At 63.8% G+C, this 16,820-nt stretch carries 21 protein-coding genes; 7 read left to right on the forward strand and 14 right to left on the reverse strand.

All coding sequences use genetic code 11. The features are described 5' to 3' along the window. Positions 1-5: 5 nt before the first annotated feature. Complete coding sequence (locus tag JNM03_RS12540) at positions 6-1,844, reverse strand: aminopeptidase P family protein (protein WP_294037033.1); 1,839 nt, start codon at positions 1,842-1,844, stop codon at positions 6-8. A gap of 64 nt (positions 1,845-1,908) precedes the next feature. Here JNM03_RS12540 and JNM03_RS12545 point away from each other — a divergent pair, with 64 nt between their 5' ends. Next, a complete protein-coding gene (locus tag JNM03_RS12545) occupies positions 1,909-4,077 on the forward strand; it encodes a S9 family peptidase (protein WP_294037034.1) in 2,169 nt (722 codons plus the stop codon). A gap of 2 nt (positions 4,078-4,079) precedes the next feature. Then, positions 4,080-4,583 (forward strand): DUF805 domain-containing protein, encoded by a 504-nt coding sequence (locus tag JNM03_RS12550; RefSeq protein ID WP_294037035.1) that lies wholly within the window; start codon positions 4,080-4,082, stop codon positions 4,581-4,583. Here the strand turns inward: JNM03_RS12550 and JNM03_RS12555 are convergent. The 6 genes from JNM03_RS12555 to JNM03_RS12580 form a co-directional block, all read right to left on the reverse strand. Next, positions 4,565-5,179: an HAD family phosphatase gene (locus tag JNM03_RS12555; protein ID WP_294037036.1), complete on the reverse strand. Its 615-nt coding sequence runs from the start codon at positions 5,177-5,179 to the stop codon at positions 4,565-4,567. The genes JNM03_RS12550 and JNM03_RS12555 overlap by 19 nt on opposite strands. 97 nt (positions 5,180-5,276) lie before the next feature. Then, a complete protein-coding gene (gene ykgO / locus JNM03_RS12560) occupies positions 5,277-5,402 on the reverse strand; it encodes a type B 50S ribosomal protein L36 (RefSeq protein ID WP_003046794.1) in 126 nt (41 codons plus the stop codon). Between the two features lie 129 nt (positions 5,403-5,531). Beyond that, positions 5,532-7,004, reverse strand: coding sequence for an RNA polymerase factor sigma-54 (gene rpoN / locus JNM03_RS12565; RefSeq protein ID WP_294037038.1), 1,473 nt, complete (start codon positions 7,002-7,004; stop codon positions 5,532-5,534). 29 nt (positions 7,005-7,033) lie between these two features. Further along, on the reverse strand, positions 7,034-7,846 hold the full coding sequence (lptB, locus tag JNM03_RS12570; RefSeq protein WP_294037039.1) for an LPS export ABC transporter ATP-binding protein: 813 nt from the start codon (positions 7,844-7,846) through the stop codon (positions 7,034-7,036). Between the two features lie 114 nt (positions 7,847-7,960). Further along, entirely contained in the window at positions 7,961-9,343 is a 1,383-nt protein-coding gene (gene pgmG / locus JNM03_RS12575; protein WP_294037041.1) for a phosphoglucomutase/phosphomannomutase PgmG, read from the reverse strand. Between the two features lie 29 nt (positions 9,344-9,372). Beyond that, complete coding sequence (locus JNM03_RS12580; protein WP_294037042.1) at positions 9,373-10,182, reverse strand: division plane positioning ATPase MipZ; 810 nt, start codon at positions 10,180-10,182, stop codon at positions 9,373-9,375. Between the two features lie 84 nt (positions 10,183-10,266). On the opposite strand from JNM03_RS12580, the gene panC reads away from it, so the two are divergent. Next, entirely contained in the window at positions 10,267-11,106 is an 840-nt protein-coding gene (gene panC, locus JNM03_RS12585) for a pantoate--beta-alanine ligase (protein ID WP_294037043.1), read from the forward strand. Between the two features lie 141 nt (positions 11,107-11,247). Further along, positions 11,248-11,562, forward strand: coding sequence for a hypothetical protein (locus JNM03_RS12590; RefSeq protein ID WP_294037045.1), 315 nt, complete (start codon positions 11,248-11,250; stop codon positions 11,560-11,562). Positions 11,563-11,625: 63 nt separating this feature from the next. Here JNM03_RS12590 and JNM03_RS12595 read toward each other — a convergent pair whose 3' ends face one another. From JNM03_RS12595 to JNM03_RS12610, 4 genes are read right to left on the reverse strand one after another with little or no spacing between them, the layout of a single operon-like run. Further along, entirely contained in the window at positions 11,626-12,774 is a 1,149-nt protein-coding gene (locus JNM03_RS12595) for a GNAT family N-acetyltransferase (protein ID WP_294037047.1), read from the reverse strand. 7 nt (positions 12,775-12,781) lie between these two features. Next, positions 12,782-13,249, reverse strand: a complete 468-nt coding sequence (locus JNM03_RS12600; protein ID WP_294037049.1) for a RidA family protein — start codon at positions 13,247-13,249, stop codon at positions 12,782-12,784. Between the two features lie 12 nt (positions 13,250-13,261). Next, positions 13,262-13,903, reverse strand: coding sequence for an HAD family hydrolase (locus JNM03_RS12605; RefSeq protein ID WP_294037051.1), 642 nt, complete (start codon positions 13,901-13,903; stop codon positions 13,262-13,264). Continuing rightward, positions 13,900-14,172, reverse strand: a complete 273-nt coding sequence (locus JNM03_RS12610) for a DUF3572 family protein (RefSeq protein WP_294037053.1) — start codon at positions 14,170-14,172, stop codon at positions 13,900-13,902. The genes JNM03_RS12605 and JNM03_RS12610 overlap by 4 nt, the downstream gene beginning before the upstream one ends. Positions 14,173-14,262: 90 nt before the next feature. Between JNM03_RS12610 and JNM03_RS12615 the strand changes: the two genes are divergently transcribed. Next, positions 14,263-14,625: a response regulator gene (locus JNM03_RS12615; protein WP_294037055.1), complete on the forward strand. Its 363-nt coding sequence runs from the start codon at positions 14,263-14,265 to the stop codon at positions 14,623-14,625. 30 nt (positions 14,626-14,655) lie between these two features. Beyond that, the gene (locus JNM03_RS12620) at positions 14,656-15,213 is read left to right on the forward strand and encodes a GNAT family N-acetyltransferase (protein WP_294037057.1); all 558 of its coding nucleotides are present in this window, start codon (positions 14,656-14,658) and stop codon (positions 15,211-15,213) included. Between the two features lie 113 nt (positions 15,214-15,326). On the opposite strand, the gene JNM03_RS12625 is transcribed toward JNM03_RS12620, so the two are convergent. Next, a complete protein-coding gene (locus tag JNM03_RS12625) occupies positions 15,327-15,449 on the reverse strand; it encodes a hypothetical protein (protein ID WP_294037058.1) in 123 nt (40 codons plus the stop codon). Positions 15,450-15,605: 156 nt separating this feature from the next. Here JNM03_RS12625 and JNM03_RS12630 point away from each other — a divergent pair, with 156 nt between their 5' ends. Then, a complete protein-coding gene (locus tag JNM03_RS12630; RefSeq protein ID WP_294037060.1) occupies positions 15,606-16,082 on the forward strand; it encodes an Lrp/AsnC family transcriptional regulator in 477 nt (158 codons plus the stop codon). A 17-nt stretch (positions 16,083-16,099) separates the two neighbouring features. Here JNM03_RS12630 and JNM03_RS12635 read toward each other — a convergent pair whose 3' ends face one another. Beyond that, positions 16,100-16,345: a hypothetical protein gene (locus tag JNM03_RS12635; RefSeq protein WP_294037062.1), complete on the reverse strand. Its 246-nt coding sequence runs from the start codon at positions 16,343-16,345 to the stop codon at positions 16,100-16,102. A 167-nt stretch (positions 16,346-16,512) separates the two neighbouring features. Continuing rightward, complete coding sequence (gene rpmG / locus JNM03_RS12640) at positions 16,513-16,680, reverse strand: 50S ribosomal protein L33 (protein WP_037515700.1); 168 nt, start codon at positions 16,678-16,680, stop codon at positions 16,513-16,515. Positions 16,681-16,820 lie beyond the last annotated feature (140 nt).

Consider the following 16,820-nt stretch of genomic DNA (forward strand, 5'->3'; position numbering starts at 1 on the left):
CCCCTTCAGGCAGCAAGCGCGGCGGTGGCACGGTCGAGCGGCGCGCACGCAGCCTCGAGCCAGGCGCGATCCTCGCCGGTCATTTCGGCGCCCAGCTTTTCCAGGACGTCGGCGTGATAGGCATCCAGCCAGTCGGCTTCGGCGGGCGAGAGCAGCGCGGTATCAACCAGATTCTGCGCGATTGGCGCGAAAGTGATCGTCTCAAAACCGAGCATATCCTCTTCCGCCCCCGCGATCGCCTGCCGTTCCACGACGACAAGATTCTCGATGCGGATCCCGAAATGGCCTGCCTTGTAATAGCCGGGCTCATTCGAGAGGATCATGCCCGCATGCAGGGGCTCCTCCGTTCCGGCCTGCCCGCCCGACGGCTTGGCGATGCGCTGCGGCCCCTCGTGGACCGCAAGATAGGCGCCGACGCCATGGCCGGTGCCATGGGCATAATCGACGCCGTCCGCCCAAAGATACTGACGGGCGAGAATGTCGAGCTGGCTGCCCCGCGTGCCGGTGGGGAAGCGAGCGGTTGCAAGGGCGATGTGCCCCTTGAGCACCTGCGTGAAGCGGCGGCGCATCTCGTTGGTCGGGGTCCCGATCGCGATCGTGCGCGTGATGTCGGTCGTGCCGTCGGCGTATTGCCCGCCCGAATCGACGAGGTAGAGCGTGCCGGTCTCGATCGCCCGGTTCGTTGTCTCGTCGACCTTGTAGTGCGGCAACGCGCCGTTCGGTCCGGCCGCCGAGATCGTATCGAACGACAAATCCTTGAGCGCGCCACTCTCATCGCGAAACGCGCGGAGTCTTGCCGCCGCTCCCAATTCGTCGAGCCCGCCCTGCGGCGCAGCCGCTTCCATCCACTTCAGGAAGCGCGCGACCGCGACGCCGTCGCGGACATGCGCCGCACGGGTGCCGCCGAGCTCGGTTTCATTCTTGATCGCCTTCGGCAGCACCGCGGGGTCACGATGGCGCTCGATCGTCGCCCCCGCCGCCTCGAGCGCGGCAAAGATCGCGGCAACGGCGCGATCGGGATCGACGGTGACCTTCTTGCCCGAGAGGCCGGCTAGCGCTGCCTCGAACGCATCACGATCATGGATTCGCACGCTATTACCCAGATGCGCACGCACCGCGTCGGTGATCTTTTCGGGCGCGATGAACAGATCGGCGGTCGCATCGGCGTGCAGCAGCGCGAAAGCGAGCCCGACCGGCGTGTGGCTGACGTCGGTGCCGCGAATATTGAACGTCCAGGCGATCGAATCGAGCGCGGTCATCACGGTCGTGTCGAGACCCTTCGCCTTCAGCCAGTCGGCGATGATCGCGCGCTTGTCGACCGCCCCCTGCCCCGCGAGCGCGGCGTCGTGAACCGTCACCACGGCGTCGCTCGGCGCCGGCTGGTCGTCCCACGCGGCATCGAGCGGATTGCTGTCGACGGCGACGAGGCTTGCGCCCTTCGCCGCCAGCGCGCGTTCCAGCCCACGCGCCCAGTCGATGCCGTGGAGCCAGGGATCGTAACCGACCTTCTGCCCCGCGCTGACGTTTGCACCCAGCCATTCCGCAACGCTCGACTGCGGCACGCCGACATAGTCGAACAGCGATCCGTCGACCTGATCGCGCACCTGCACCGTATAGCGTCCATCGACGAACACTGCGGCCTTGGCGGGCAGCACGGCCGCCGTTCCCGCCGAGCCGCCGAAGCCCGTCAGCCAGGCCATGCGCTGGGCATAGGCGCCGACATATTCACTCATATGTTCGTCGCTGATCGGGACGACGAAGCCGTCGAGGCCGCGCGCGGCGAGCGCGGCGCGGACGCGGGCGAGACGGTCGGCATGGATCGTGCTGGGGACGGGGCTGGACATGCAGCGTTCCTTGTTCCTACATCGCGGCGATCCGCCCCATCGGGGCGCCGCCGCGGGAGTTTTTATGATGCGCGCTATTTGGATGTTTCTTGCCGCAATTACCACCCCGCTTGTCGCCGCACCGAATGCTTTTGCCGAAGAGAAAGAGAGTGAATTGACCGACAGCCCTGCCCTGCCCGCCGCTCCGGTCGCCGAAAAGCGGCCGCACGAATTGACGATGCACGGCGAAACGCTGGCCGATCCTTATTTCTGGCTCCGCGACCAGAGCTATCCGGTCGTCGATGACAAGGACATCCTCGATTATGTGAAGGCCGAGAACGAATATTTCGACGCCGCGATGAAACCGCATGCGAAGCTGGTCGAAACGCTGTTTCAGGAAATGAAGGGCCGCATCAAGGAGGCCGATTCCTCGGTGCCGCAGAAAGACGGCGACTGGATCTACTGGGTCGAATATGAAGACGGCGCCGAATACAAGAAATGGTATCGCAAGCCGGCGTCAGGGGCGGGAGAAGCCGTTCTGATCCTGGACGAGGTCGCGATGGCCGAGGGCAAGGAATATTTCCGCCTCGCCGAACTGTCGGTCAGCCCGGACGGCAAGCTGATGGCCTATTCGTTCGACGACAATGGGTCGGAGCGGTTCGAGGCGCGCATCCGCAATCTCGACACCGGTGAACTCCTCCCCGATGTGATTCCGGGTACCCTGTCGTCGCTCGTCTGGACGTCGGGCAATGACGCGATCCTCTATGGCCTCGCGAACGAAAATTGGCGCACCGACAATGTCCGACTGCACAAGCTCGGCACCCCGATCGCGCAAGACAAATTGCTCTACAAGGAGGAGGACATCGGCTTCGGCGTCGGCATCGGCAAGACCGCGGCCGACAATTATATCGTGATCGCGGCGGGCGACAACGAAACGAGCGAGGTCTATCTGCTCCCCGCCGATAATCCCGAAGCACCGATGCAACTCGTCTCGGCGCGCAAGAAGGGCCGCGAATATAGCGTCGATGAACGCGACGGCACGCTCTACATCCACACCAACGACGAGCATCCGAACTTCCGCATCGCGACCGCGAGCGTGAAAACACCAGGCGAATGGAAGACCCTGATCCCCGGAACCGACCATAGCTACATCACCGGCCTGTCGGTGTTTCGCGACTATTTTGTGATCGAAGCACGCGAGGACGGGCTCGATCAGGTCGACATCCGCAAATATGATGCGCCATTGACTCCCGGCCGGATCAAGTTCCCGGAGGCCACTTATGTGGCGGGCCTCGGCGACAATCCCGAATATCATCAGGACAAGCTCAGGCTCGACTATGAATCAATGGTCACGCCCGACACCGTCTATGATTACGACCTTGCGGCCGGAAAGCTGGAAACGCTGAAGGTGCAGGAAATCCCATCTGGTTACGACGCAACACAATATGTAACTGAAAGGGTTAATCTGCCAAGCCGTGACGGCAAGACCATGATTCCCGCTTCGCTCGTCTACAAAAAGGGTACCAAGCTCGACGGTAGCGCACCGACGCATCTCTATGCCTATGGTTCGTACGGCTATCGCGTCCCGCCGGGCTTTTCGACGACGCGGCTCAGCCTAGTCGATCGGGGGATGATCTATGCGATCGCGCATGTCCGCGGCGGCGACGATCTCGGTCGCGCCTGGTATCTCGCGGGCAAGACCACCGAGCGCAAGAATACGTTCAACGACTTCATCGACGTCGCGAAGGGGCTGATCGCGAAACATTACACCAGCGCGGGCAAGATTTCAGTCGAGGGCCGCTCGGCGGGCGGGCAGGTGATGGGCGTCATCTACAACGAAGCGCCGGAACTGTGGGGCGCGGTGCTGGCGGGCGTGCCCTTTGTCGATGTCATCAACACGATGGTCGACGAAACGCTGCCGCTGACCCCGGGCGAATGGCCCGAATGGGGCAACCCGATCACCGACAAGGCGGCGTTCGACTATATGCTGAGCTACAGCCCCTATGACAATGTCACCGCCAAGGCCTATCCGCCGATGCTGGTGTCGGCCGGGCTGAACGACCCGCGCGTGACCTATTGGGAGCCGGCCAAATGGGTCGCCAAGCTCCGCGCGACGCGCACGAACGATTCGACACTACTGCTGCGCACCAACATGGGCGCCGGGCATGGCGGCAAGTCGGGCCGCTGGGGTGCTCTGCGCGAAGATGCCGAAGAATTCGCCTTCGTGCTGACGCAGTTGGGGGTGGAGAAATAGCGATGGAAGAAGTCAAACGACGACTCTTCCCGATCGGTCGATGCACGCGCGGCCAGATTCTGGCCCTATTGGTTTCCATCAGCATCTTGAAGTTTTTCTTTAATTTCATTGCTTTCGAACAAGTGAGCCTGACCCTCAACCTGGGCTTTGGACTCGAAGCGCTCACCGATCCGGCGAACTATCCACTGTGGTACGTCGCGACGGAGGCCCTCTTTGGCCTGTGCCTCGCTTATTTGGCTGTGGGCCGATTGCACGATATCGCCCGGCCCGGATGGTGGCTCGCCATCCTGTTCGCGCTCCCTTACGCTAGCGATCTGGTCGGACTGCCCGAAATAGCCTTCGTTTCGCTGATCGCGTGGCTGGCATTGATTTTTTGGTCGCCTACGATCGGACCGAACATTTATGGTGCCGATCCGCGTGGCTGGACATCGCGCGATCATTATGAGGCGCAGCGGGCCGCGCTCCGCCAAAACCCTCCCGCGGAGGATCAGGCGGCCGACAGATAGAAGCGCGCGACAAGTTCACGCTCCAGCGTCGCCGCATCGACGAAGTGATGCCCAGCCATCCCGACCGATTCGGCGCCAGCGATATTCTCGGCGACATCGTCGATGAAGAGCGCGCCCGCCGGGTCGACGCCGAATCGCTCGATTGCGAGGCGGTAGATGGCGGGGTCGGGTTTCACGATCTGTTCGGTCCCCGACACGACGATCCCGCGAAAGCGGCCGAAGATCGGCTGCGTCGGGCGGAACCCCTCCCAGAATTCATGCCCGAAATTGGTGATCGCGAACAGCGGCACACCGGCCTCGTCGAGCCGTTCGACCAGTTCGAGGCTGCCGGGCATCGGCCCGGGAATCGTCTCGTTGAACCGCGCCGCATAGGCGTCGATCAGCGCGTCATGCCCGGGAAATTCGGCTTTCAGCTCTGGTAACATCCCGGCGAGCGGGCGGCCCGCATCGTGCTGGAAATGCCATTCGGGGGTCACGACATGAGTCACGAACCATTCGAGCCGGTCCTTGTCGTCAATCAGCTTCGCGAACAGATACCGCAAATCCCAATCGAACAGGACGCGGCCAACGTCGAAGACCACGCAGCGGCCGATCATGCGCACTCCGGACACGCGAAAGCGCCGCCGGAAGCATCCGACGGCGTTACGCTGTTCACCAAACGCAAACGGGGCGAATCCGCCCCGCGCCGAAGCATCAGCCCTGGCGCGCCTTGAAGCGGCGGTTGGTCTTGTTGATCACATAGGTGCGGCCACGGCGACGGATCACGCGGTTATCCCGGTGGCGGTCCTTCAGCGACTTCAGGCTGTTGCGAATCTTCATGGTTCTCGTCCGTCAATTCAAGCGTTGTACGCGAAGCGGCGCACCTATGGGGAAGCGGGTGAAAAGTCAACCGGCTCGCGCGCCTAATTTCGTCACCTTGGACCTGATCCGCCGGGACAATGGTCGGACCTATCCCGCCAGCGCCTTCTGCCGCCGCCGCTGCACCGACGAGCCATAACCCATCGCCTCGCGATATTTGACCACGGTCCGCCGCGCGATATCATGCCCTTCGGCCGACAGCTTCTGCGCGATCGTCTCGTCGGACAGGATCGCCTTGGCGTCCTCGGCCTCGATCATGGCCTTGATCCGGCTCTTGACCGCCTCGGCCGAGACCGCACCATCGCCTTCGGTCGCCGAAATACCGCTCGAAAAGAAATATTTAAGTTCGAACAGCCCGCGCGCACAGGACAAATATTTGTTGCTGGTGACGCGGCTGACGGTCGATTCGTGCATGCCGATTTCCTCGGCAACCTGACGCAGCGTCAGCGGACGCATATGCGCGACGCCGTGCAGGAAGAAGCCCTCCTGCTGCTTGACGATCGCGCTCGCTACCTTGACGATCGTGCGCTGGCGCTGATCAAGCGCCCGGACGAGCCAGTTTGCGCCCGCAAGCTGTTCGGACAACCATGCCTTGCTCTTGGCCGCCGCGCCCTGGGCAAGTTCAGCGTAATAGCGACGATTGACGAGCAGGCGCGGCAGGGTGCCACTGTTGATTTCGACCGCCCAGCCCTTCGCGGTCTGGCGGATATACAGATCGGGAACGACCGCCTGGGTTGCATCGCCCCCAAATTTGAGGCCGGGCTTGGGATCGTAGCCGCGCAATTCGCGGATCATGTCGGCCAGATCCTCGTCATCGACCCCGCAGATGCGCTTCAACTGCGGGAAGGCGCCTTTCGCCACCAGGTCGAGATGCGCGATCATCGTCGCCATCGCGGGATCGTAGCGGTCGGCCTCGCGGGCCTGGATCGCGATGCATTCGGCAAGATCGCGCGCACCGACGCCGGAGGGATCGAAGGTCTGCACACCGGCCAGTACCCGCTCGATCAGCGCAAGCGGGACGCCGAGCTGCGCCGCGACCTCGGACAGGTCGGCGCGCAGATAGCCGGCCTCGTCGATCAGCGCGACAAGCTGCGCCGCGACGATCGCTTCGATACCGTCGAACCGCTCGCCGACCTGCGCGAGCAGATGATCGTGCAGCGTCCCCTCATGCTCCGCGAAGCTGTCGAAATCGATGTCTTCGCCCGAACCCGACAGGCCAACCGAATCGCTTGTGCTGTCATGGTGGAAGCGCTCTTCGCCGAAATCGACATCGAGGTCGTCGGCGGTGCCCGCATCGGAAGACAGCGCCTGATCGGTACCGATCTCGCCCGACGGTGCTGACCCCAGACCCTCGTCGCCCCCTTCGCCCGTCTGCTCGTCGGCGCCACCGTCGTCGCGGTCGGCAGGCGCCGCATCGAGCAAGGGGTTGCCCTCCAGCGCTTCGGCCAGATAGGCTTCGAGTTCGAGGTTCGACAGCGCAAGCAGCTTGATCGCCTGCTGTAGCTGCGGCGTCATCACCAGCGATTGCGACTGGCGGAGATCGAGGCGTGGACCCAACGCCATCAGCGGTTCATGACATCCCGCTCATGGCATCACAGGGAGAAGCCTTCGCCGAGGTAGAGGCGGCGGACCTCGGGGTCGGCGACAAGCTCGGCCGGCGATCCGGCAAGCAGCACCTTGCCATCGTAGATGATCGCCGCGCGATCGACGAGGTCGAGCGTCTCGCGCACATTGTGGTCGGTGATCAGCACGCCGATCCCGCGCGTCTTAAGGTCGGCGACCAGATCGCGAATATCGCTGATCGACAGCGGATCGATGCCCGCGAACGGTTCGTCGAGCAGCATGATCGAAGGATTCGCCGCCAGCGCACGGGCAATTTCGGCGCGGCGGCGTTCGCCGCCCGACAGGGCCATCGCCGCCGCATCGCGCAGCCGCGTCAAGCCGAACTCGTCGAGCAGTTCCTCCAGTCGCCGTTCGCGCGCGATCTTGTCGGGTTCGGCGAGTTCGAGCACCGCCTCGATATTCTGGGCAACGGTCATGCCACGAAAGATCGATGTTTCCTGCGGGAGATAGCCCAGACCCAGGATCGCGCGGCGATACATGGGCAACGCGGTGATGTCGGCGCCGTCGAGCATGATGCGCCCGGCGTCGGGCTTCACCAGCCCCATGATCGAATAGAAGCAAGTCGTCTTGCCCGCGCCGTTCGGGCCGAGCAGGCCGACCACCTCGCCCTTGCCGACCGACAGCGACACGTCCGACAGCACGACACGTTTGTCATAGCTCTTCGCGATCGAAATGACCGCGAGGCCGTTACCGGCCGCTGCATTTTCCTGCGCATGCGCCTTGTGTTCGGCGACGCCATGATCGCCATCGGCAGGCGTCGCCACAGTCGATTCGTCGGTCATAGATCGGTCGGTTCCATGTCTAGCCCCATGCGCGGGTTACCCCAGCGACGCGGCGAACGTCAATCTGGCAAGATTATTGCAGGGCCGAAGCCTCGACCGCATACGGGCGCGGCATCAGTGCGCGGCCTGCGCGCCTCGCTTGACCCCGGATCGGGCAAGCTGGTCGTCGATTGCCGCCATCAGCCGGTCGAGCGCCGCTGCATCCTTTGCCTCGGCGCGCGCGACAAGCACATCCTGTGTGTTCGATGCGCGGAGCAACCACCAGCCGTCGTCGGTGAGCACCCGGGCACCGTCGGTCCGATCGACGTTTGCGCCCGATGCGGCGAGCCGCGCCAGAACCTCGTCCACAATGGCGAACTTGCGGACCTCGTCGACCTGAAAGCGCAGCTCGGGCGTGTTGACCATGGCGGGCATGGCGCTGCGCAATTCGGTCACGCTCTTGCCGAGCGACGCGGCTGCCTCGATCAACCGGATCGCCGCATAGGGAGCGTCGTCATATCCGTAGTAGCGGTCGGCGAAGAAGATGTGTCCGCTCATCTCGCCCGCGAGCGGACTGCCGGTTTCCTTCATCTTCGCCTTGATCAGACTGTGGCCGGTCTTCCACATCAGCGGCTTGCCGCCCAGCGCGGCGACGCGATCGAACAGCGCCTGGCTTGCCTTCACATCCGCGATCACCGTGGCACCGGGACGCTCCCGCAACACAGCCGCGGCATAGATCTGCAAGAGCTGATCGCCCCAGATCACCCGACCCTGTCCGTCGATCGCACCGATGCGGTCACCGTCTCCATCGAATGCGACGCCGAAATCGAGGCTCTTTTCGGCGACGAGTTTTTTGAGGTCCGCCAGATTCTTCTCTTCGGTAGGATCGGGATGATGGTTCGGAAAATGGCCGTCGATATCGGTAAACAACAGATGATGCTCACCCGGAAGGCGCGCGGTCAGCTTTTCGATGACGGTGCCCGCAGCCCCGTTGCCGGCGTCCCAGCCGATGCGGAAAGCGCCACCCGCGAAGCCTTCGACCAGCCGGTCGACATAGGCGTCGACGATATCGATGCTCTCCGCCGTGCCTTCGCCAGTCTCCCAGTCGCCGGCCGCCGCGATCTCACCGATCCGCTGGATATCGGCGCCGAAGAAGGGACGCCCCTGAAACACCATCTTGAAACCATTATAGTCGGGGGGGTTGTGGCTGCCGGTTATCTGTATGCCGCCATCTACATCTTCGGTTGACGCCGCGTAATAGAGCATCGGTGTCGGCCCCAACCCGACGTTCAACGCATCGATTCCGGCGGCGTTGATCCCGTCGATCAGCGCCTCGGCCAGCATCGGCGACGAAAGCCTGCCGTCATAGCCGACCGCGACCCGGCGCCCGCCCGCGCGCGCGATCAGGGTCGCGAAGCTGCGACCGATGGCATAGGCATCCTTTTCGGATAGCGTGTCGCCGACCACGCCGCGAATGTCATATTCGCGGAGCATCGTCGGATGAAAGACGTGGGTCATGATAATCCTCTTGGGAGGGAGAAGAAAAGTCAGGCGGCGGCGAAGAGGTCGCCGTCGGGGTGCAAGCGTTCGCGCGCAGGCACGTTGAGCCCCGCCATTGCCTCGCGCAGTTCCTGCCGCGCGACGACATGGCCGATCCCCATGCCGCCGAGATGCGCCTTGTCGAGCAGGGTCAGGCCGGCCGGGAACAGTTCGCGATAGATGACGCGCTCGCCAAGGCCCGGAATGACCCGGAAGCCGACGCGGCGCGACAATTGCGTCAACGCTTCACCTACGCGGCGCATATTGTGCGCGTCGACATGCTGAAGGCGGTTGCGCAGGATGATCCAGTCGATCGTCCGGCCGTCGGTCTTGGCGCGCGCCTTTCGCGTGTCCCAGATCAGCTCCGAATAGAAGCTCGGACGGACGACCTGAAAAGTTTCGGGATCGACCTGCCCGATCAGGTCGAAGTCGATGAAGCTGTCGTTGATCGGCGTGACGAGCGTATCGGCGCTGGTCGCGAGGTGGCGCGCGAAGACGTCGTCGCGGCCCGGCGTATCGGCGACGAAATAATCGACGTCGGCGCTCAGCCGCGCGACCTGTGCATCGAGCTCCTCAAGCGTCGTGCCCTCGAAAACCTCGAATAAGGGGGTCGGCAATTCGATGCCGCGACGCTTGGCGGTGTTCACGCGGTTTTCGAGATAGCGATGGAAGGTGCGTTGGCGCGGGTCGAGGTCGAGTCCCGCGACGCGCCACCCCTGACTGGCGAGCGCCACCGCGAAATGCACCGCACAAGTCGATTTGCCGGTTCCGCCCTTTTCATTGGCAAAGATGATGCGGTGCGGTGCGGGCTTCGTCATGATCGTTGCGATTTTCCTGTTGGCGGCGCATGGGAGCCGCGTGGGCAGTGCAGTTGCGCCGCCAATATCGGAGGCCGGGCGAGCGTGCAAATCATCCGTGACATCGCGATGCTGCGCCGTGCCGTTTCGGCACTCCAGCAAGGCGGCAAGAGCGTGGCGCTGGTGCCGACGATGGGGGCCCTGCACGCGGGGCACCTCTCGCTCGTCCACATGGGCAGGCGCGTCGCCGATCATGTCGTCGTATCGATCTTCGTCAACCCGACGCAGTTCGGTCCGAACGAGGATTATGCCGCCTATCCGCGCGACGAGGCGCGCGATGCCGCGCTGCTGGCCCAGGAAGGCGTGGCGCTGCTCTGGGCGCCCGATGTCGCCACCATGTACCCGTCCGGCCACTCGACCCACATCGAAGTGGCGGAGCTTGGTGCCGATTATTGCGGCGCGGCGCGGCCTGGCCATTTCGACGGGGTCGCGACGATCGTGTCGAAGCTCTTCAACCAGGTCGGCCCCGATATCGCCCTCTTTGGCGAGAAGGACTGGCAGCAACTCGCGATCATCCGCCGGATGGCGCGCGACCTCGACTTCGCGCTCGACATATTGGGTGCGCCGATCGCGCGCGACGCCGACGGACTCGCGCTCTCGTCGCGCAATGCCTATCTGTCGAAGGAGCAGCGCAAGGCCGCCGTCGTCTTTCCGAACGCCTTGAAGGCGGCGGCGAAGGCGATCGCAGGCGGGGCCGATGTCGTGCAGACGATCGCCAGGGCGGAAGCCGATATCGTCGAAGGCGGGTTCGACAGCGTCGATTATGTTGCGCTCGCCGACCCGGTCAGCCTGGAAAGATTGCATGTTTTCAAGTCGTCCGCACGGCTGCTTGCGGCGGCGAGGATCGGAAAAACGCGCCTGATCGACAATATGGCGGTGGGTTGATTAACGTCAAAAATCACGCATTTCTGCCGATTTTGGACGATATCCACAAAAAAGTCGGTCCATCGTTAACGCTTTGTTGACCATAAGCGGCAAATTTCAACCCCGAGATCTCCATGTGGGGTGGAGGCAAAGGGGGTTATCATGGCGAACAGTCTGAAGTCTGCCCAGTTTCTGATCGAGAGCCGTCTGCTTGACGCAGCGCGCGGCGACGCCAACGCTTATTTCGATCTTGGCATCGCATTTTCCACCGGCACCGGCGGCGTCGATGTCGACCTGATCCAGGCGCATAAATGGTTCAACCTTGCGGCGCTCGGCGGCAACAGGGAAGGCCAGCAATGCCGCGCCGACCTGTCCGATGAGATGAGCCGCGACGAAATCGCCGAAGCGCAGCGTCAGGCCCGCGCATGGCTCGATGAGACGGCACGCCGTCCCGCCGCGCGCCGCTTCGCTGCCTGAGGCCGTTCTCATTCGACAACGGCGCGATGTGGGTTCGCGCGAAACTCGTGCTGCGGATGCCGTTCAATCCGCCCGCCTGAAGGGCGTATGCCCTTCGAGCCATTCCATTTCAGTCTCTTCGGCGCGGCGTTCCTGTTCGAGGTAGTCCGCCACCGCGCGCCGAAATCCCGGATCGGCGATGAAATGCGCCGACCATGTTGCCACCGGGCCGTAACCGCGCGCGAGCTTATGCCCACCCTGCGCACCCGCCTCGACCCGGTCCAGCCCGCGCGCGATCGCAATATCGATCGCTCGGTAATAACAAAGTTCGAAATGCAGATAGGGAATGTCGCGAACGCATCCCCAATAGCGGCCATAGAGCGTATCGGCGCCGACGAAATGCATCGCGCCCGCGACCGGGACGCCGCCATCATAGGCAAGGATAAGGATGACCCGATCGCCCATCCGTCGGCCCAACAGGTCGAACGCCGCGCGGGTCAGATAGGGGTGGCCCCATTTGCGCGCGCCCGTGTCCTGATAGAAAGCCCACATCGCATCCCAATGCTCGGCCTTCAGCGCGGCGCCGGTCAGCTCCTCGATCCGCAGTCCCTCGATCGCGCGCGCCCGCTCCTTGCGAAGCTGCTTGCGCTTGGCCGAGGTCAGCGTGGCGAGAAAATCGTCGAAGCTGGCATAGCCGCCGTTCGCGAAATGAAACTGGATGTCGCGGCGAACGAGCCATCCCGCGCGTTCGAACAGCGGCATCTGATCGGGCGCGACGAAGGTCGCATGCGCCGACGATAGCCCATTTTGTCGTACCACCGCCTCGGCACCGCGGATCAGCAGCATCGCGACGTCGTCATCGCCCGCGAGCAGGCGCGGGCCCGGCACCGGGGTAAAAGGCGCCGCGATCTGCAGTTTCGGATAATAGTCACCGCCGGCGCGGGCCCAGGCATCGGCCCAGCCCTGGTCGAAGACATATTCGCCTTGGCTGTGCGATTTGAGATATGCCGGCGCCGCGCCGATCAGGGCTCCGGCGTCATCCTCGACCAGGATCGGCGCCGCCTGCCAGCCGGTACCGGGCCCGACGCTGCCCGATTCCTCGAGCAGCGCCAGGAAGTCGTGGCCGATGAACGGATTGCCGCCGCCGACCAGCGCATCCCACGCCGCCGCATCGACTGCGGCGACGCCGGTGCCGAGCGAAACGGTACGGACTGGCGGATCGGCTTCGGCCACCGTCGCCTTACGCCGGCCGCACCGCGACGACCGCATCCGCCTCGACGGCGGCGCCCAGCGGGAGCACCGCGACGCCCACAGCAGCGCGCGCGTGGCGGCCCGCTTCGCCGAACAGCGATTCGAACAATTCGGACGCTCCGTTCGCGACCTTCGCCTGATCGGTGAAGGCGGGCGAGCTGTTGACGAACACGCCCAGCTTCACGACGCGCTCGACCCGGGACCAGTCGCCGTCCAGCGCCTGCCCGATCTGCGCGACCAGCATCAGTGCGCAGCGACGCGCGGCGTCATAACCGCTCGCCACGTCGGTATCGTCGCCGAGGCGGCCGGCGACGACCTGCCCGTCGCGGAACGGCAGTTGGCCGCTGATGTAAAGCAGCCCGCCATGTTCGACGACCGGCACATAGGCCGCGACCGGCGCGGCGGGCCTGGGCAGTTCAAGGCCGAGTTCGGCAAGCTTGGCGGGGACGTCGGACATAGGGATTCCTTCCTAGGCGGGTTCGATGGCCGGAGCCGGGATGTTCTCGTTGAGCCGCGCCAATATCCAGTCCTGCGCTGCGTTCCAATCGTCGATTCGGGCATGCGCATACTTGGCTGGCCGGACCTTGTCGGCGATCGCGGGCTCGCCGACGAAATGCAGACGCCAGACGTCAGGCGCCGCGATCGCAACCGAATGATGATGGTTCGGCAGATCGTCGATGAAAATGGCGACCGACGGCCGGCGTTCATCGATCAGCGCCCGCACCGGATCACCTTTGCCGCCGCGGCTGCCGATTACCGGCGCGCGCAGGCCGAGCGCGGCGAGCTGTTCGCCGCGCGCCGCCTGATGGTCGGGGCCGACATTGGTGAGCACGACGATATCGGCCTCAGCACCGATCGCCGCCATCGCCGCCATCGCGCCCGGAATTTCGGTCTGCCGACCCATCTCGGTGCGAAAGAAACCGTCGAGCAAGGGCCAGATTTCGGCGGCCTCCAGCGGCGTCCCGCATTCCTTGCGCTTCAGCGCCCCGGCGAAACTCGCATCCTCCATGCGAAACAATACGCCATGCGCCTCATCCACCCACCGCGCGAAGGGGACGACCATGTGCATCAGCACCTCATCGCAGTCGGTGATGACGAGAGGGCGGTTCATGAATCGATCCTTTCGGGGCCTTCGAGGCGGTGCGCCGCGGCGGCAAGCGTTGTGGGCGCGACGTCGAGCGCTTCGGCACAGGCGACGAGATCGGCTTCATAGGCTGTCAGAAACGACAGGATCGCGGCCAGCGTTGCCCGCTCGCCAAGCGACGCGCGCAACGCGGCGGGATCGAGCCCGGTCATGCCCAGCAACCGTTCGGCGCGGGGCTCGTCGCTCAATATCCAGCCAAGCGCATGGAGCGCCAGCGCCGCGTCATCGTCCTGCACGCCTCGATGTCCCTTCACCGCGATACAATTGTGTCAGGCAGCCGATTCGCCTAAACGGGCCGCGCATGCAAGGTGGGGAACAGAAGTCACATGGACAAGACCATCCTGGTCGTCGAGGATAACGAGCTGAACCTCCGCCTGTTCTGCGACCTCCTCAACGCGCACGGCTATAGAGCGCATCCGGTGCGCGACGGGCGCGATGCACTGTCCAGGGCACGCGAAGTGTCGCCCGACCTGATCATCATGGACATCCAGCTTCCGCATGTCAGCGGGCTCGAACTGATCGGCCAGATGAAGGCCGACCTCACCTTGCGCGCCGTGCCGATCATGGCGGTCACCGCCTACGCCGGAAAAGGCGACGAGGAACAGATCCGCGCCGCGGGGGCCGAGGCCTATGTCTCGAAGCCCATCTCCGTCATCAAGTTCATCGAGAGCGTCGGCGCCTTCGCCTGAAGCGCGATACCCTTCGCGACCGTCCCGGGGATGGATGCGATGTTGCGGCGGGCCCCGAAAAGCGTCATCGATGGGCAAATGCCCCAAACGCCAAACAACCATAGCGTGATCGCCCGCGCCTATGCACCATCGGATCAGGAAGCCTGTCTCGCCTTGTTCGACAGCAATGTGCCGACCTTTTTCTTGCCTTCGGAGCGTCAGGACTTCGCCGATTTCCTGGCGCAACAGACAAAGAAATGGCCGTATCAGGTGTTGGAACGCGACGGCCGGATCGTCGGCTGCGGTGGCTTCGCCTTGGAGCCGGACGGCAGCACGGCGGCTCTGTGCTGGGGTATGGTCGACAGCACACTCCATGGGATCGGGCTGGGCCGCATCCTCACCGAAGCAAGATTGCGCTCCGCCGCAGCCACGCCCGGCGTTTTGCGGGTCAGGCTTGATACCAGTCAGCATACCCAGGGATTCTACGCGCGTTTCGGCTTCGAGGCTTTGGAGGTCACGCAGGATGGCTACGGGCCCGGGCTGGATCGGTGGGACATGCTGTTGCGATTTGACGATCGCCAACGGCAGTTCTGGCAAACGGACATCTGACAACGGCCGATCAGCGATCCGCTTGCCCGCGGCCGGCTGCCCCAATTCGGCTGATGGCCGCCGCCGCTGCACCGGCAGCCGCGGCGGCGGATCGCGACAATCTTGCGCGCGACTCAGCGTTTCGCCGGGCGCTCCCATGGCGCGTGATACTGAACCGCGACGGCTGCGGCCGATGCTTCCACGACCGTCGTCCAGAAGCGCTGAATCCAGTTGGTGTCGGGGGTGGTACGGGTCATGTCGGGTCTCCTGTCTCGACAACCGGGACCTCGGGAGAGGGATTGGGGTGTCCCGGTCCGGACGAGGATCTTCTATCGCGACAGCGTCAACCATGGGCGCCGAAATTTGCCGTTACTGTGACCAATTTTGGCGTTATGATGTTGATCATGCGAAAAATGGTTGATCTTGATAGTTTTGACCGCCGCTTGCTCGAACTCGTCCGCGCCGACAATCTTCAGCCCGCGCGGGTATTGGCGGACAAGGTCGGCCTCTCGATTTCGGCGGTGCTGCGCCGCTTGCGCCGGCTGCGCGAGGAGAGGGTGATCGTCGCCGATATCGCGTTGGTCGATCCGGCACTCACCGGCTCGGCGCTGACAATGCACGTCCTCGTCCGGATGCAACAGGCAGGACCGCAGACCATGGACAATTTCGCGCGCGAGATTGTGCGACACCCCGAAATTACCGCGGCGTGGGACGTAACGGGCGACGATGATTTCCTGTTGAAGGTACAGGTCGGATCGATGGAGGACTATGACGTCTTCACACGCCGCGCGCTTGGCGAAGACAAGGGTGTTCATTCGTTCAAGACGATGATCACGATTCGGCACATCATCGAGAATGAAGCCGCTCGGCGGCCGCTCCAGGATTTCTGAGCGACGCATCAGGGGCTTTAGAAGATGCTCGATATCGCGCTGATTCGGGCCATCAATTCGGTCCAGGTCGGATCGTCGCTGGCCCAGGCAACGAGCAGCATACCGCCGATCACCACGAAGCCGACACCGAGCGGGAGTCGCGTAACGACCACCTGCTGATCGTAGCTGCAACCATCTTCGTCGGTAAAAGCGGCCCGATCGAGCCAGCTCCGGTTCTTCGGAGGTTTTCCCATCACTTCACGCGAGAAACCTTCAAGGCTCATCGCCGCCCTCCGTTTAGTACGATCCGATTAGAGAATCGCGGTAAACGGCTGGATAATGCCCGCGCGCGCACAAAAAAGGGCGGCGCGAGGCCGCCCTTCCGGGTCCCGGATCAGGTCCGGAATGACACAGTCTCAGACCGCGCGGCCGGGCCGCGCGGGAAAATGCATCACTTGATCTTGGCTTCCTTGAACTCGACGTGCTTGCGAACGCGCGGATCGTACTTCCGCACCGACATCTTTTCGGTCATCGTGCGCGGGTTCTTCTTCGTGACATAGAAAAAGCCCGTATCGGCGGTGCTCACCAGCTTGATCTTGACGGTCGTCGGCTTGGCCATGGCCCTGTTCCTCGAAAAATCTGCGCATCCGCCGGAGGTCCGACCGATGCGGCGGGACCCGTTGCCCCGACGGTTGGTTTGAAAAACAAGAGGGCCGCGCACCGGGCGCCGCCCCCATTTATCCGCGCGCCATTGGCCGG

It is taken from the genome of Sphingopyxis sp. (assembly GCF_016793825.1).
GTDB lineage: Bacteria > Pseudomonadota > Alphaproteobacteria > Sphingomonadales > Sphingomonadaceae > Sphingopyxis.

Excerpts from the sequence above, each read along its gene's own strand:
- JNM03_RS12540 (WP_294037033.1), bottom strand. The coding sequence starts at position 1,844 with ATGTCCAGCCCCGTCCCCAGCACGATCCATGCCGACCGTCTCGCCCGC.
- JNM03_RS12545 (WP_294037034.1), top strand. The coding sequence starts at position 1,909 with ATGATGCGCGCTATTTGGATGTTTCTTGCCGCAATTACCACCCCGCTT.
- JNM03_RS12550 (WP_294037035.1), top strand. The coding sequence starts at position 4,080 with ATGGAAGAAGTCAAACGACGACTCTTCCCGATCGGTCGATGCACGCGC.
- JNM03_RS12555 (WP_294037036.1), bottom strand. The coding sequence starts at position 5,179 with ATGATCGGCCGCTGCGTGGTCTTCGACGTTGGCCGCGTCCTGTTCGAT.
- ykgO (WP_003046794.1), bottom strand. The coding sequence starts at position 5,402 with ATGAAGATTCGCAACAGCCTGAAGTCGCTGAAGGACCGCCACCGGGAT.
- rpoN (WP_294037038.1), bottom strand. The coding sequence starts at position 7,004 with ATGGCGTTGGGTCCACGCCTCGATCTCCGCCAGTCGCAATCGCTGGTG.
- lptB (WP_294037039.1), bottom strand. The coding sequence starts at position 7,846 with ATGACCGACGAATCGACTGTGGCGACGCCTGCCGATGGCGATCATGGC.
- pgmG (WP_294037041.1), bottom strand. The coding sequence starts at position 9,343 with ATGACCCACGTCTTTCATCCGACGATGCTCCGCGAATATGACATTCGC.
- JNM03_RS12580 (WP_294037042.1), bottom strand. The coding sequence starts at position 10,182 with ATGACGAAGCCCGCACCGCACCGCATCATCTTTGCCAATGAAAAGGGC.
- JNM03_RS12590 (WP_294037045.1), top strand. The coding sequence starts at position 11,248 with ATGGCGAACAGTCTGAAGTCTGCCCAGTTTCTGATCGAGAGCCGTCTG.
- JNM03_RS12600 (WP_294037049.1), bottom strand. The coding sequence starts at position 13,249 with ATGTCCGACGTCCCCGCCAAGCTTGCCGAACTCGGCCTTGAACTGCCC.
- JNM03_RS12605 (WP_294037051.1), bottom strand. The coding sequence starts at position 13,903 with ATGAACCGCCCTCTCGTCATCACCGACTGCGATGAGGTGCTGATGCAC.
- JNM03_RS12615 (WP_294037055.1), top strand. The coding sequence starts at position 14,263 with ATGGACAAGACCATCCTGGTCGTCGAGGATAACGAGCTGAACCTCCGC.
- JNM03_RS12620 (WP_294037057.1), top strand. The coding sequence starts at position 14,656 with ATGGATGCGATGTTGCGGCGGGCCCCGAAAAGCGTCATCGATGGGCAA.
- JNM03_RS12625 (WP_294037058.1), bottom strand. The coding sequence starts at position 15,449 with ATGACCCGTACCACCCCCGACACCAACTGGATTCAGCGCTTCTGGACG.
- JNM03_RS12630 (WP_294037060.1), top strand. The coding sequence starts at position 15,606 with ATGGTTGATCTTGATAGTTTTGACCGCCGCTTGCTCGAACTCGTCCGC.
- JNM03_RS12635 (WP_294037062.1), bottom strand. The coding sequence starts at position 16,345 with ATGAGCCTTGAAGGTTTCTCGCGTGAAGTGATGGGAAAACCTCCGAAG.
- rpmG (WP_037515700.1), bottom strand. The coding sequence starts at position 16,680 with ATGGCCAAGCCGACGACCGTCAAGATCAAGCTGGTGAGCACCGCCGAT.